This is a genomic window from Chitinolyticbacter meiyuanensis (assembly GCF_008033135.1).
GTDB classification, from domain to species: domain Bacteria; phylum Pseudomonadota; class Gammaproteobacteria; order Burkholderiales; family Chitinibacteraceae; genus Chitinolyticbacter; species Chitinolyticbacter meiyuanensis.
Genome location: NZ_CP041335.1, coordinates 216,729 through 230,996, shown reverse-complemented (window position 1 = coordinate 230,996; position 14,268 = coordinate 216,729). Strand labels below are relative to the sequence as shown.

The following is a 14,268-nucleotide window of genomic DNA, read 5'->3' as shown; positions in this document are numbered from 1 at the left end:
CCGAGTGGCGACGCGCATTTTGCTCATCTCCTCCCTGATAACCGGGCCCCATGGCCCGGTTTTTTTTTTGCGCCGCCCGGTATGCTCGCGCTTTGCGCTTGGAGGCTGGATCAATGGAAGACCGCGTCACCGAACTCGAGATCAAGCTCGCCTTCCAGGAAGACCTACTCGACACCCTGAACAAGATCGTCACCCAGCAGCAAATGCAGCTCGACGCGCAGCAGGAGCAGCTGCGTGAACTCTACCGGCAGCTGCAGACGCTGGAGTTCGGCCCGCGCGGCGCGCCGCAGCAGGAAATTCCACCGCATTATTGAGCGCGCATGGCGGGGAACTACTCCCGTTGGTATGCAGAGTGTTGTCGGCGTTGCAACGGCGTTCCCCCTTTGCGCCAAGAGGAATAAGCCGAGCGCCGCTCTATCGCCCCCACTGCTCAGCCACTTCACCACCCGCCGTTGGCCCGGTGTCGTGGCGCGCAGGGCAGGGCTCGCTTACCATCGCGCTCCTCGGCCGCGTTGGGTGGCCGGTCAACTGTACGGCTCTTTACCATGACAGAAACACTGTCCATCGATGCCCTCGAAGCGCTGGCCGAAATCGGCCGTGGCTTGAAAAGCCGCCGGCTCAGCCCGCGCGTATTCCGGCATATCAAGCAGCTCACCGGGCTGAAGTTCGTTGCCTATGGCCGCAACGGCATTCCAGAGTTGACCGACAAGGGCCGCGATGCGCTGTTCCTGAAAAGCTGCATCGATGCGATCCGGCTGCTGCTGCGCAAGCCGGATGCGGCTATCCAGCCGCGCGTGCTGGCCTTCCTGCTGCGCAAGGGTCATATCGAAGCGCGCGACGACGGTAGCCACGCAGTCACCGCCAAGGGTGCGGAATCGCTGGCCGATATCGACGCGCAGCCCTGAGGCGCCAGCGCGCGCGCCGCGGCACAGCAGGAGACCCCGCGGCATTACTGAGCGGGCTTCTCCGTCAGTGGCGCGCCCTTGGCGCCGGCGTAGAACACCACCAGCCTCACCGGCCCCGCGCCCACGTTGCGGCCGTTATGCAGCGTGTCGACCACCTCGGCCAGCGCTTCGCCGGCCTTGATCCGGTTCTTCCTACCGTTCTGCAGCGACACTTCCAGCTCACCTTCGAGCACGTAGCCGAACGACGGCACCGGGTGGCTGTGCCAGCCCGTTTCACCGCCAATGGGGATCTCGATCATCAGGCCGCTGATCTCGGCAGTCCCTGCCGGGTAGCTGAGTGGTGCGCCGTTCCAGCTGGTGGTGGTCTTCAACAGCGGCGTGGCCTTCACGCTGGCGAGGTTGTCGAGCGCATGGGCGGGGGCGGCGAGGGCAAGCAGCAGGAGTGCGGCGGGGATCAGGCGCATGGTTGGATTCCGGTTTTCGATGCCGAAAGCATAGCCGCTTGCCATGCCATCAGGCGGTCATCTCGGCCAGGGCGGCGCGGTAGTAACCGCGATCGGCTGCGGAAAGCTCGGGCAGCAGTGCCAGCAGCCGATCGCGCCACGCCCCGGCGCCAGGATGCTGGCGACCGTGCCATAGCGCTTCCAGCAACAGGCCGCAGAGCTGGGTGGCCGGATAGCGGCGCTGGCCGCTGTCATGCTGGTAGAGCAACCCCTCGGCAACGGCGAACCAGCCTCCGGGCTGGTCGAACTGCGCCAGGGCCTCGGTATAGGGGCCAGCCCAGGCCAGCATTGCAGCTGGCGCACAGACTTCGGCCGCGCCACGGGCGATGCGCATCAGGAACAGCGCGTTCCACACCGAGGGTTGATGATTGCCGGCCTGCTGGCACAGCCACTCGCTGTAGGCGATCCATTGCACTGCCTGCTCCGCGGCATCCGGCAGCGGGCGCAGCCGGGCAGTGTGGAACAGCCACAGCGCCATGCCGTGATTGGCGGCAGCCTGCTGCGCCGATTCGAGCTGGCCTTGCGCCTGGGCAAGTGCCAGCGCCGTGCCGAAATGGCCGAGCGCGGCTTCGGCCATCGCAACGGCCCCGGTATCGTCGGGGTCGGTCAGTGCGCTGGAGCGCAGCGCCAGCGCATAGAGGTTGTGCCACTCGAAGCCGATCTGCGGATGGTGTACCAGCAGAACGGCGTGACTGGCCTGCATGGCGACCAGCAGATTGCGCGCGGCATCGAGTTCGCGCCGGTCGTAGGCGCACCAGGCCAGCAGCAGTTGCTGCATCGCTGCGGGTTCCGCGGCCGCCACCAGGCCGCTGCGTTGCCGCAGCCGTTGCAGCCGGCGCACGCAAGCCAGTGCCTGGCGACTGTCGCCGAGCCGGCGCCACACCCAGGCCTCGGTCAGCAGCCGTTGCGCTTCGAGTTCCGGCGTATGCGCGTGCTGGACTGCCGCGTGCAAGGCGGCCAGCGCACTGTCGCCGCCGGTGGCCGACACCAGCGCACCGCGGCGCAGCGCGAGCTGTGCGCTGGCCATCTGTTGCCAGAACGGCAGCTTGGTCCGGTCCGGTAGGGCGGTGGTCATGGATTCGGGCGCGGGTTGGCCAAGGAAGGCGGCGATCTCGGCGGCCACGGCTGGCTGCCCCGCCACCTGCAGGCGTGGCAGCGCGCCCGGCGCCAGCCAGAACGGGCCCTGGCTGCGGCGCTCCACGTTGAGAAAGCGCGGATCGCGTGCGACGTCGTCGCCCCAGCCGACGGTTACGCCCCAACTGGCGAAATCGCGGAACGCGCGGCTTACCACCATGCGCAGCGACTTGGCCTGGCTGACCACGCCGGCGAGCTCGGCCACCGCCACGCGCGGGTCACCCGTGTGCGTCGCCTGGATCAAGCGCACCAGCAGCCAGAGCGACTGGTACGACGCGCGCCGGCCGTCCACCGTCTGCGGCTGCGTCAGCTCGATCAGCGGCCCATGTGACAGTGGGGACGGTGGAGATGCTGCCGCTACAGGCCCGGCCCGCCTAGCATGGTCGTCATCACGTGCCGCCGGCACGCCACCAGGGAGATTCGTCGTGCGCTTGTCCATCCGCTCATTGTGTCTGTTCGCGGTCGCCGCTGCCGCGCTGTTGCTGTCACCGCTGTCACGCGCGACCGAGCCGGTCGAACGCCCGGACTGGGGCAAGGTCTTCGCACAGTACGGCGTGCGTGGCACTTTCGTGTTGTATGACGTCGCTGCCGATCGCACCACCGTCTGGGATGCGCAGCGCGCCGCCACCCGCTACACCCCAGCCTCCACCTACAAGATCCCCAACAGCCTGATCGCGCTGGAAACCGGTACTGTGAAGGATCTGGACGAGGTCATCCCCTACGGTGGCGGCCCCACCTATCTGCCGCAGTGGGCTCACGACATGGCGCTGCCAGAGGCGATCCGCGTCTCCAACGTGCCGGTCTACCAGCAGGTGGCGCGCCGCATCGGCCATGCGCGGATGAATTTCTGGGTACAGCGCCTGGGCTACGGCAACCAGCGCATCGGCCATGTGGTCGACCAGTTCTGGCTGCGCGGCCCGCTGGCGATCTCGGCGCTGGAGCAGACGCGCTTCCTCGCGCGGCTGGCGCAGGGCAAGCTGCCCGCATCCGAGCGCAGCCAGCGGCTGGTGCGGCAGATCACGGTGCAGGAAGACACTGCGGATTACACCTTGCACGGCAAGACCGGCTGGGCAGCCGCGCAGCAGCCCAACATCGGCTGGTGGGTGGGCTGGGTGGAGCGCGGCGGCAAGGTCTACAGCTTTGCGCTGAATATCGACATGGTCCGCGATACCGATGGCGCGCAGCGCATGCCGCTGGGCAAGGCACTGCTGCGCGAGGCGGGCGTGATCTGATTCAACCCAGCGCCTGCTGCAGGAAATCGACCAGGCTGTGCAGCTTGGGCCGGGGGCGAGGGTCGGGCAGGTAGACGAGGTGTACCGGCAGCGGGGCGGGCACGTAATCGGCGAGGATGGCCTGCAGCCGGCCGGCGGCCAGGTCGTCTTCCAGCAGTACCTGTGGCTGGCGCAGGATGCCGTGGCCGGCCAGCGCGGCCTGGCGCAGCGCGTGGCTATCGTTGCTGGCGTAGCGGCTTTGCACTGGCCAATTGCGGCCGTGGCCATCGATAAAGCCGGTGCGCTCGTTGCGCTCGCCCTGCAGAAAGTGCGTCAGCCAGTGGTGCTGCATCAGCTCGGACGGGTGCTGTGGCGTGCCGTGGCGCGCCAGGTATTCAGGGGCGGCGCAGAGGGCGAAGCAGTATTGCCGCAGCGGCCGCGCCACCAGGTTGGCTTCGCCCAGCGGGCCGATGCGGATCGCCAGATCGAAGCCATCCTCGATCAGGTCGACCCGGCGATTGCTGAGCATCAGCTCCACCTGCACCTGCGGATAGGCCACGAGGTAACCGGCCAGCAGCGGCGCGATCACCGTTTGCCCCAGCGTGACCGGCGCGCTGACCCGCAACAGGCCGCGTGGCGCGCTTTGCAGGCTTTCCACGCCGGCCTCGGCCACGCGCACCTGCTCCAGCACCTTGCGGCAATCGTCGTAGAAGCCTGCGCCGGCCGGGGTGGGCCGCTGCTTGCGGGTGGTGCGCTCCAGCAGCCGCGTGCCGAGGCGCTCCTCCAGCTGGCGTACATGCTTGCCTACCATCACCGCCGAGATGCCGAGCACGCACGCCGCCGGCGCAAAGCCGCCACGCTCGATCACCGCCACGAACACCTCCATGCTGCGCAGTCTATCCATCACTAACCTTTGGTTCGGAATGAACAAATTCTAGCGCCATTTATCGACATGGATGGTTTGGCAGAGACTGCGTGCATCGCGGCCTGGCCGCTTCATTTGGGAACGACCATGGATTTCGCCACGCTGATCGAACAACGCGCTTCCGCCAACCAGTTTGATGCCGCACGTGAGGTGGCCGATGCCACGCTGACCGAGCTGCTGCGGCTGGCCACGCTGGCGCCGAGCGCCTTCAATGCGCAGAACCGTCGCTTCGTGGTGGCGCGCAGCCAGGAGGCCAAACAACGGCTGCTGCGCCATGCCAATGGTCAGGACAAGGTGGTGCATGCCGCGGCCACGGTGATCGTTGTCGGCCGGCTGGCGCCGCACGCCACGCTGGCGGCCGCGCTGCAGCCCAGCGTGGATGCGGGCCTCGTCAGCACCGACCTGCAAGCCACCTTCGTGCACTACGCCACCGAAATGTATGACGATCAGCCGCAGATCCAGCGCGACGAAGCGATCCGCTCCGCTTCGCTGTCGGCGATGACGCTGATGCTGGCGGCCGAGGATGCCGGGCTGGCCTCCTGCCCGATGATCGGCTTCGATGCCGCTGGCGTGCACCGCGAGTTCGGCCTGGGGGACGACGAGATCCCGGTGATGCTGGTTGCCATCGGCCACGCCGCCGCCGGCAACTGGCCACAGAAACCGCGGCTGCCGCTTACCGAAGTGCTTGCCTGGCAATAGCCGGGTCGGGTGGAGCGGGCGCTGGCCCGCTGCCACCTTCGCGCCTTACGGGCAGACTTGGCGCCAGGCACTCAGCTCGCGCCGCTTGAGGATGCCGGAGAAGCCCAGCTGCGTGGCCTGCGGGCAGAACTTGGCGGTCGTGCCGGTCAGATCGGTGTACTCGGCCATGAACACCGCCTTGCCCGCGGTCACGTAGGGCTTCAGATCGGCGCACCAGTTGTAGTACGCGCAGTCTTCGGTCATTGCCCAGTCGTAGACGTCGATCAGCGCCGCGGTCAGCTCCGGCGCGTTCTTCTGGCCGATGGACAGCCCGCGCGCATGCGCCTCGGCGGCCAGCCAGCGGTTGTACGCGATCTGGTCGGCGCGGGTCAGCGGATAGCCGGTGTTGTTGGTGTAGCCCTCGATATTGTCCGGCTCCACGCCATCGAAGCCCTTGTCACGGCACAGGTCCAGCCGCGCCCGCATGATTGGGGCGAGCAGCGCGATCTGGCGGATATCCAGCCAGCGCTCGCCTTCCCAGCCCTCGTATTCCTTGCCCAGCACCGAGGCGGGGAAGGCATCCTTATCCTCGCGGTATTCCTCCCAGGCGCCGGCGTTCAGGTAGCAGATCACCCGCTTGCCCTGTGCCTTGAGCTGCGCCACTTGCTGCGCCGAGGTCTCGAACAGGTCCAGATCGTAGACAGCTGCTTGCTGCGTGACATCGAAATTGCCCTGCAGCTGCCACTGCCAGGTGGTGCCGGGCTTGGGCAGCCAGCGGTCAGCCACCGGGGTCGGCGTCGGGCTGGGTACCGGCGTGGCGACCGGGGTTGGCCGCGGCGTGGGTCGTGGGGTGGGCACGGTCGTGATGATGGGGGTGGGCACTGCGGTCGGGCGTGGCGTTGGGGTGGCAGTGGGCCGGGGCGTCGGTTGCGGTGTGGGTCGCGGGGTCGGCGTTGCCGTCGGCCGGGGAGTCGGGGTGGCGATGCGGCTGATGCGATAGGACGACGCCACGTCGTTGAAGCCCACGTTGACGAGATTGAGCACGTTGCCGGTCAGCGTCAGGCTGCGGCCGCCCTGGTTGATGTGCTCGAACAGCTGCAGCTGGTAGCCAGGCTCCAGCTTCACCGAGGAAATCCGGTCGTTCCAGCGGCGCAGGTCCACGTTGGCCGTGCCCTCACCGGCGCAGAAGCTGGCTCCGGCGTAGTTCACGTGGGCGAAGAAGCAGGCCGGCGCAGCGCTGGCGATGCCGGGCAGGCCGATCGCGGCGACGGCCAGCGCCAGCAGCGCCTGGCCACACGCGCGGCGTGACGGGGAATGATTCATGGGTGTTCTCCTCAAGACTGATGGATGAACACACTGCTTGCCGACTCCGACTCATCCCGCGCCCTGCGCGAGCCGGGCCCTGAACGGGCCTCTGGCGCGGCAGCCTGCCGGCCACCGGCACGCCGCGCAAGCGGGGCAGGATGGCTCACCGGATTTGCCGCATGAGCGGTCGTTTCCCCGGCCATGTCATGGGCTGATCAGGCTCAGTTCATTCGCGCAGCCGCGAACAATGTCGTGGCAAGAAACGGGGAGCCGCGCCGCGCGGCCATGGCCAAGATGGGCACTCCATGTCACTAGGAGTACCGCAATGATCCTCACGAACAAGGTTGCGCTGATCACCGGTGCCAGCTCCGGCATCGGCCATGCCACCGCACGCCTGTTTGCCCAGCAGGGTGCACGGCTGGTGCTGGCCGGGCGCGACGCGGCACGGCTGGCCACGTTGAAAACATTGATCGAACGCGAGGGTGGCCAGGCGCTGGCACTGCCCGGTGATGTGCGCGACGAGGCGCATGCCAAGGCGCTGGTTGCAGCGGCTGTTGGCGAATTCGGCGGGCTGGACATCGCCTTCAACAACGCCGGCCACCTCGGCCCGATGCTGCCGGCACCCCAGATCACGCTGGCGGATTGGCAGCAGACGCTGGATGTGAACCTCACCGCCGCCTTCCTCGGCGCCAAGCACCAGCTGCCGGCGCTGGTGGCGCGCGGCGGCGGCGCGCTGATCTTCACCAGCACCTTTGTCGGCCACACGGTGGGCTTTCCCGGCATGGCGGCGTATGCGGCGAGCAAGGCCGGCGTGATTGGCCTCACCAAGGCGCTGGCGGCCGAATACGGCGAGCACGGCGTGCGGGTGAACGCCATCCTGCCCGGCGGCACCGACACCCCCATGGGCCGCGAGGTGGCGAACAGCCCGGAGGCCATCGCCCATATCCGCAGCCTGCATGCGCTGGGGCGGATCGCCACGCCGGAGGAGATCGCCAAATCGGTGTTGTATCTGGCATCCGATTTGGGATCGTTCACCACCGGTGCGGCGTTGATGGTGGATGGAGGGGTGTCGGTGAAGCGATAGGGGAGGGGTAGCGCCTTGCGGCGCGGTGTTTGGATGCCGGTTCCGCCCGGCGGACGGGTTCATTTCTTTTGCTTCGCCAAAAGAAACGAACCAAAGAAAATGCGTGCTCTGCATCGCGCGTCGCTAGGCGGCAAAGCCGCCAAGCTTTGGCGTGACCCTGCCTGACGACCCTCCGGGTTACCCTCAGTCGGTCGCGAGCCTAGGTCTCGCTCCACTCCTTCGGCGCTTGGCAAAGGGGAGGAAAACCATGCACTGGGATGTGCGGCAAGGTGGGCGAGCGTTGAGTGCCCCATATCACTCCGTAAAGCGCAGCGGTGATAGGTGAAGGGTGCTGCTTGGTGCAGAATCAACGCCCCCCACAACGCGAAGATCGTGCGCGATGAAATGGCTATTGCTGGTGCTGGCGTTGATCGCCGGACTTGTTGTTGCCGTGATGCTACCGGCAGTTCAGGAGGATATGCAGCGCAAGCAGGTGCAAGCGGCGCTTGCGGCGGCGAAGCGGCTGGCGCCGCAGCTTGCCGCCTACCGGGAAATACACCAGCGCTGGCCGGCCACCTTGACAGAGGCTGGGCTGGAAGGCGGGTTTTACGATGCCGAGCATGGGCAGAGCGGCGTGCTGCAATGGCACGCCAGTCGTGCCGAATTGTCTGCCCAGTTCGATGACATCAAAGGCGCTGCGGTGTACTACCGGGCGGTATCGGGCAGCGAATCGGGAATGTTGTGGCGCTGTAGCCAGCGTGGCTTGCCAGAGCGTGCCAGTCATTGGCATCTGGATTGCGAATCGCTCGGCCGCTAGGCTGGTTTCACTGCGCGGTTAGCGCCTGCGGCGCGGTGTTTTGATGCCGGTTCCGCCCGGCGGACGGGCTGCTTTTCTTGCGTCGCCAAGAAAAGTAGCCAAAAGAAGGCGACCCCTGCCTTACGGCCCTCCGGGCTACCCTCAGTCGGTCGCGAGCCTAGGTCTCGCTCCACTCCTTCGGCGCTTGGCAAAGGGGAGGAAACCATATGCCAACGCTTGTGCCCTGATGAAACGCCTTTGAATCTGGCGACTCGTGATCATCCCGCTGTTAATCATGTGCGCCCGCTGGCCATTCGATCAGAAGTTAATTTGTCAGCTTTTCGGCCAAAGCGGACTATGGCACGCAGAACCACTCATGAGCGCTATCTATCCCAATGCGGACGTTGCTCAGTGCGGCACCTTGACGCCATCGTTATCCCGGTCTTCGTTCATGTTCCAGTTGCCGAACGGCTCGCCAAAGGTCTATTCCCACACCAGCTTGTTGTTGGCGGCGTCGGTCAGCTGGCGCGGGGTGTTCAGGCGGTCGGCGTAGACGTAGTCCAGCTTGGGGCTGGCACCGGCACCTTGCACTACGGCGGCGGGGATGTTGTCGAGCCAAATGGTTTTAGGACGGCATTGGGGCAGACTAGAAAATAAATCTGCCCCCTTTCCCTGTTGACATGGCCCACCTCTGGTTGCCTGACCAGAACGCCGAGGTTTGTGATGGGCATAAGGCAAGACCTAACCCCGCTGTTCTGCATTTCCTGCCAGTCCTATTTTAATAATTGGCTTCCGGTGCCAGTCGCGCATATGCGAATTTTTCGCCCAAAGAAATAGGACTTCATACAGCTTCGTAGCTTAGGCTGTTGAGCCGTATGAAGGCAAAATTCTATTCGGGAAACGCGTCGTTTTCTGCGTAGTACATTATTACCCTAAATGCTTCTGAGGGTACTCCACCGCCCTCTTGAACTTGCTCTCGAATGTCCTTTATCAGTGTGGCCTCGAGAAAATATTCAAGAGAGCCATCCTCTGATTGACGAAGCACCGTTTCATCCGGCTGATATTGAACAACGCGCGCCGGTGAATCCAAAGACCACGGTCTTTGCGCATATACAACGTCATATTCACCGAGGCCTTCTGCAGTAAATAATATTTCCCTTAATGTCATTGCTCTTTCCTTAATAAGCTGCACCCCATTGTGAAAATCCACCCTTACCACCCGGGTGCAGTAACTGTTGTTGGAGGCTGCCCCATTGGTGCTGACTTTTTGGCACCAACTGCAGAACCCCTGGTTGGTCTGCCACATGGTGCCAAGTCCAGTTGGCAGGGCTTGTACCCCGGTTCGCAGGGACCGTTATGCCGAGCTCATTCGCTATTTTAGCAAATCCTGCATCACTTTTAATGAGTTGATCTAAAGCGGCATTGGCAGCTTTATTATGTTCTGGCCTCGTTCCTAGCCCAAGTTTAGGAATTGTAGTTTCGAAAGCAACAGAATAACCAGATGCTCCCTTTGCAAGCAGGCTCCCGCCCCTCCGCAACGACATGGCAACTGCAGCCCCACCAACAGGCCATCCTTCGAGTGCCTTTAAAACTCCATCCTCCCAAATGTACTCAGCCCACTCGCCACATGACATCAAGCCCAGCGGGTCAATCAAAGCGAGCGGACTCCCTTCTACATACCCATACGTATTAATCCCACCTTCCAACCCAATCGGGTCACTCTGGATATACCGCCCAATCCGCGGATCATAGTCCCGGAAGTAGTTGTAGTGCCGGCCGATCTCCTTGTCGAAGTACTGCCCCGGGAAGCGCAGGTTGTACGTCACCTTGATGGTGTCGGCATCCGGGTCTTCGTTCACGTTCCAGTTGCCGAACGCTTCACCGAAAGTCCATTCCCACACCAGCTTGTTGTTGGCACTCGGGTCAGTCAGCTGGCGCGGGGTGTTCAGGTGATCCGCCCACACGTAGTACAGCTTGGGGCTGGCGCCGGCGCCCTGGATAACGGCGACCGGGATGTTGTCCAGCCACACAGTTTCGGTACGGCGTTGGCCGGTGGCGTCGTATTCACCGACGGTCTGGCCGGCTTCGTCATAGGTGAACAGCGTGGTGTCGTTGACCCCATCGCTCTTCTTCACCCGCTGGCCGAGGGCGTTGTAGCTGTATTGCCACCAGATGGTGCCGACCTTGGTCTTGGTGAGGCGGCCGGCGTTGTTGTAGACGTTGGCCCCGCTGTTCACCATGTTGCCGGCGGCATCGTAGCTGTAGTTGGCGGTGGTGGCGCCACTCTGCGACAGCACCCGGTTGCTGTTGGGGTCGTGGTTGAGCTGGGTGACGGCGGTGCCCAGCCGGCGTTCGGTGCGATTGCCGTTCAGGTCGTACTGGTAGCCATAGCTGGTGCTGGTGCCGATGTTGTTCAGCGTCAGCCGGTCCATGCTGTCGTAGCCATACTCGCGTACGCCGGCCGGGGTCGTGCCGGGGTCTTGCTTGGTCAGATTGCCAACGGCGTCATAGCTGTAGGTGTAGGTCTGGGTGGCGGTGGTGATGCCGGCAATCTGACCCTGGTTGTCACCGGGGTGTTTCCGCTGTTTGCCATTGGCCCAGGTCCAGCCCAGCAGGCGGCCATTGGCGCCGTATTGCGCGTTGTTCAGCAGCACCTGGCCGTTGACCTTGACCTCGCTGATCCGGCCATTGCTCCAGCTGTAGTTGACGAGGGTGCCGGAGGGATAGGTGATCTGGCTCAGCTGGCCAGCACTGTTGTAGCCGAGCTGGCTGTTGAGGGCGATGCCGCCGATGCTGCGGTTGACCAGTGCCAGCCGGCCTTGGGCGTTGTAGCCGTAGCTGGTGCTGCCGCTGGCATCGCTGAAGCTGGCGAGCAAGCCGTTGCCATTGGCGGCGGTGTCGTAGGTGAAGCTGTGGGTTTCGTCGACGAAGGCGATCTGCTTCACCCGCCCCAGGTCATCCCGGGTGTAGGTGGCGGTCTTGTTGCGGGCGTCGGTCTTGCTCTTGAGATGACCATCGGCTTCGTGAACATACGTCGTGGTACCGCTATCCGGGCTGACCTGGCGGATCAGGTCGTCGAAGCCGTTGTAGGTGTAGCTGGTGGTGAAGCCTTCGGCATCCTGGACCGAGACCAGGTTGTCGCGGCCGTCATAGCTGAAGGTGATCACCCCGGTATCCGGGTTGGTGATGGTCTTGAGCCGGTTGAGCGCGTCGTAGCTGTAGCTGGTGATGCGGCCCAGCGCATCCTTGCGGGTCTTGCGGTTGCCGTTGGCGTCGTAGGTGAAGGTGGTCTGGTAGCCCTTGGCGTCATACACCCGTTCCAGACGGCCGAGGGCGTCGTAGTCGTAGTAGGTGCTGACGGTGGACTGGTGGGCCGGCAGGGCGGCGTAGACCGCGCTGCTGCCCAGGGCCAGGCCGGCCAGCAACAGGCGGCGGAAGGTGGAAAGCGTCATCGGGAATCCTGATGAAGAGGCGTGTGATGAATGGGGTGCTTGAACAGGCATGGGGGTAGCGTGAGTCGACAGTTGCATAAAGCCCTCACTGCGCCTTCGGCGCGGTGGTGAGGCTCTGCGCCTGGGTCGCCGCCTGCTGCGCCGCGGCCAACACGCCGGCCGGGTCATAGCGGTCTTCGCGCTTGGTATTGCCGGCGTTATCCAGGGTGTAGTCGATCCGGCTGCCATTGCTGTGATCGATGCCGATCAAGCGATGGGCCGGGTCGTAGCGGTACTGCAGCCAGCTCTGATCCGGGAAGGTCACCTTCTCCAGCAAGCCCGTCGGCTTGTAGGCGAACTGAGTCAGTTCACCGCCGGTGGTACGGGTCTTGAGCCGTTGCCGCAGGTCGTAGGTGAAGGTAGTGGTCACGCCATTGGGCGCGATCTGCGTCAGCACATTGCCGTGCGGGTCGTAGCTGGTGAAGCGGGTCACCAGGCCGACCGGATCGGTCACCGTCGCCAGATTGCCCTGGGCGTCATAGGTGTAGCTGGTCACCTTGCCGCGGGCATCGGTGGCGGTCTGCACCAGGCCGTTGGGGAAGTAGCTCCACGCTTCGATCCGGCTGACGCCGTCGGCGGTGACCTGCTTCTGGGTGAGCAGGCCCTTGGTGTTGTCGTAGGTGAAGGTGGTGACCCGGCCCGGTTCGGTGATGGTGGCGGGCAGGCGGAAGGTGGGGTGCCAAGTGGTGGTGACGGTGCGGACTTGCGGCGTGCCCAATGCGACTGTGACGCCAGTTGGCAGATTGCGGGTCAGGTCGTAGCTGTACTGCGAGGCAATACCGTCCCAATCCTTGACGTCGACCAGATTGCCGTTGGCATCGAAGTTCTGGCTGCGGCTCTTGCTGTCGAACTGCCGGTTCACCACCGTGGGGCGATTGACGCCGAGCACGCTGCTCAGCGTATAGCTCGATACGGCGCCCAAGGGGTTGGTCACCACGGCAGTAGTCAGTCGCTGTGTGGCCGCATCGCGGGTATAGGCCACGGTATAGCGATCTAGCCCGCCAGCATGCTCGCTCGAAGACGCAAGGCCATCCGTGGTGTACTCCCACTTGGCGAACGTGGTATTCACTTCGTCGACCAGCTCGGACAACAGTGTGGTCAGGGTGGTGGTGCCGACCGTGCGCGACACATAGCTATACTGCCGTTTGCTGGCATCCGGATAGGTCACGGCACTCAGTGCGCCGGCGTTGTATTCGTAGCCGATGGTGCCGCCACCCGGCAGCGACAGCGTCGCTAACTGGCCAGACGGATTGTAAGCAAAGGTCAGGGTGCGATTGGTGTCATCCGCGACGGTCTGCAACCGACCATTGCCGTCGTAGGTATAGGTCAGCGCCCGCCCGCCCAGGAAGGTCCGCTTAATGAGGCGGCCGTTATTGTCGTAGGTCTCGACCACATCATTCGCAGTGGTGTATTGCCAGCCATTGGCCAGTTTTTCCAGTTTGTCCTGGATATCGGCATCGGCGATCCACTCGGTACTGCTGCCCGCCTTGGGTGCAAAGTGGATCAGCACCCCGCCAGGGCGGCGCACATAGAGTTTCTGCGCAGAGACGGAAACCAGACGGAAGTCATGATTGTGCTGCCAGCGCTCGCCCAGCGCGCCGGCATTGGCGCCGACCAACGATGACTGGCTGTCGTAGCTGCGGCTGAAATCGAGCAGGCTATTGCCCGCTGCGCTGTAATCCGATTCGCGCTGCACCTTGCGGCCGGCATTGAAGAAGATGGGGTTGCCGCATTGCGCGCTGATTTCGGGAGGCGCTCCCGAAGCAGCGAAGACGTTTGCCCCACTGCCACCAGAACTTGCATCGCACGATTTGACTTGTTCAGGGAGGGGAGCCTTACATTCTGCGGTAGTAACATCAAATTCTTGTCCATCAGGACAAGTTTCACATCGGCCGAAGTTGGCATCGTAGTACTGATAGTAATCGTGCCAAGCCGTTGAATAATAAACAGGGCAGCCATTTCGAACAATAGTGTTCATGTTAAAAAATGATGGCCCGCTTTCGTCAGAGGTCTTGAAGCAGTTGTTGTATGTCCAAGAAAAATACCCACCAAGCTTTGAGCACAGTGCAGTGGGAGTGGCGCCGTAGATAGGCCCTTTAACATAAATCATATGGTAGTAGCCACCGGGTATATTAACCCGTTCTACATCTGCGTGCACTTGGCCGATTGAGCAAAAGGCAGCGGCCAGCAATAGCGTGCCGCTTTTGAGAAGAGGGCGCGAATTTCTCATAAACATCCTTAATCACATATAAATAAA

At 63.7% G+C, this 14,268-nt stretch carries 13 protein-coding genes; 6 read left to right on the top strand and 7 right to left on the bottom strand.

Annotated elements, in window-relative coordinates:
* Positions 1–113 precede the first annotated feature (113 nt).
* Positions 114–314, top strand: coding sequence for a SlyX family protein (locus tag FLM21_RS00975; protein ID WP_148713775.1), 201 nt, complete (start codon positions 114–116; stop codon positions 312–314).
* A 231-nt stretch (positions 315–545) separates the two neighbouring features.
* Positions 546–905, top strand: a complete 360-nt coding sequence (locus FLM21_RS00970; protein WP_148713774.1) for a hypothetical protein — start codon at positions 546–548, stop codon at positions 903–905.
* 44 nt (positions 906–949) lie between these two features.
* Here FLM21_RS00970 and FLM21_RS00965 read toward each other — a convergent pair whose 3' ends face one another.
* The gene (locus FLM21_RS00965) at positions 950–1,369 is read right to left on the bottom strand and encodes a cupin domain-containing protein (RefSeq protein ID WP_148713773.1); all 420 of its coding nucleotides are present in this window, start codon (positions 1,367–1,369) and stop codon (positions 950–952) included.
* Between the two features lie 49 nt (positions 1,370–1,418).
* Positions 1,419–2,981 (bottom strand): hypothetical protein, encoded by a 1,563-nt coding sequence (locus FLM21_RS00960; RefSeq protein WP_148713772.1) that lies wholly within the window; start codon positions 2,979–2,981, stop codon positions 1,419–1,421.
* A gap of 13 nt (positions 2,982–2,994) precedes the next feature.
* Here FLM21_RS00960 and blaOXA point away from each other — a divergent pair, with 13 nt between their 5' ends.
* Positions 2,995–3,774 (top strand): class D beta-lactamase, encoded by a 780-nt coding sequence (gene blaOXA / locus FLM21_RS00955; protein ID WP_373281825.1) that lies wholly within the window; start codon positions 2,995–2,997, stop codon positions 3,772–3,774.
* 1 nt (position 3,775) lies between these two features.
* Here blaOXA and FLM21_RS00950 read toward each other — a convergent pair whose 3' ends face one another.
* Positions 3,776–4,657, bottom strand: a complete 882-nt coding sequence (locus FLM21_RS00950) for a LysR family transcriptional regulator (protein ID WP_148713771.1) — start codon at positions 4,655–4,657, stop codon at positions 3,776–3,778.
* Between the two features lie 108 nt (positions 4,658–4,765).
* On the opposite strand from FLM21_RS00950, the gene FLM21_RS00945 reads away from it, so the two are divergent.
* Entirely contained in the window at positions 4,766–5,377 is a 612-nt protein-coding gene (locus FLM21_RS00945; RefSeq protein ID WP_148713770.1) for a nitroreductase family protein, read from the top strand.
* A gap of 45 nt (positions 5,378–5,422) precedes the next feature.
* Here the strand turns inward: FLM21_RS00945 and FLM21_RS00940 are convergent, their stop codons facing one another.
* Positions 5,423–6,679, bottom strand: coding sequence for an endo alpha-1,4 polygalactosaminidase (locus FLM21_RS00940; protein ID WP_148713769.1), 1,257 nt, complete (start codon positions 6,677–6,679; stop codon positions 5,423–5,425).
* Positions 6,680–6,986: 307 nt separating this feature from the next.
* Here FLM21_RS00940 and FLM21_RS00935 point away from each other — a divergent pair, with 307 nt between their 5' ends.
* On the top strand, positions 6,987–7,745 hold the full coding sequence (locus FLM21_RS00935) for an SDR family oxidoreductase (RefSeq protein ID WP_148713768.1): 759 nt from the start codon (positions 6,987–6,989) through the stop codon (positions 7,743–7,745).
* A gap of 379 nt (positions 7,746–8,124) precedes the next feature.
* Positions 8,125–8,541, top strand: a complete 417-nt coding sequence (locus FLM21_RS00930) for a hypothetical protein (RefSeq protein WP_148713767.1) — start codon at positions 8,125–8,127, stop codon at positions 8,539–8,541.
* A gap of 868 nt (positions 8,542–9,409) precedes the next feature.
* Here FLM21_RS00930 and FLM21_RS00925 read toward each other — a convergent pair.
* The 3 genes from FLM21_RS00925 to FLM21_RS00915 all read right to left on the bottom strand — a co-directional run bounded on the left by FLM21_RS00925 (position 9,410) and on the right by FLM21_RS00915 (position 13,989).
* Positions 9,410–9,688, bottom strand: a complete 279-nt coding sequence (locus tag FLM21_RS00925) for a DUF7716 domain-containing protein (protein WP_148713766.1) — start codon at positions 9,686–9,688, stop codon at positions 9,410–9,412.
* Between the two features lie 10 nt (positions 9,689–9,698).
* Positions 9,699–11,972 (bottom strand): RHS repeat-associated core domain-containing protein, encoded by a 2,274-nt coding sequence (locus FLM21_RS00920; protein WP_187360035.1) that lies wholly within the window; start codon positions 11,970–11,972, stop codon positions 9,699–9,701.
* 85 nt (positions 11,973–12,057) lie between these two features.
* On the bottom strand, positions 12,058–13,989 hold the full coding sequence (locus FLM21_RS00915) for a DUF6531 domain-containing protein (protein ID WP_281284959.1): 1,932 nt from the start codon (positions 13,987–13,989) through the stop codon (positions 12,058–12,060).
* Between the last annotated feature and the right edge of the window lie 279 nt (positions 13,990–14,268).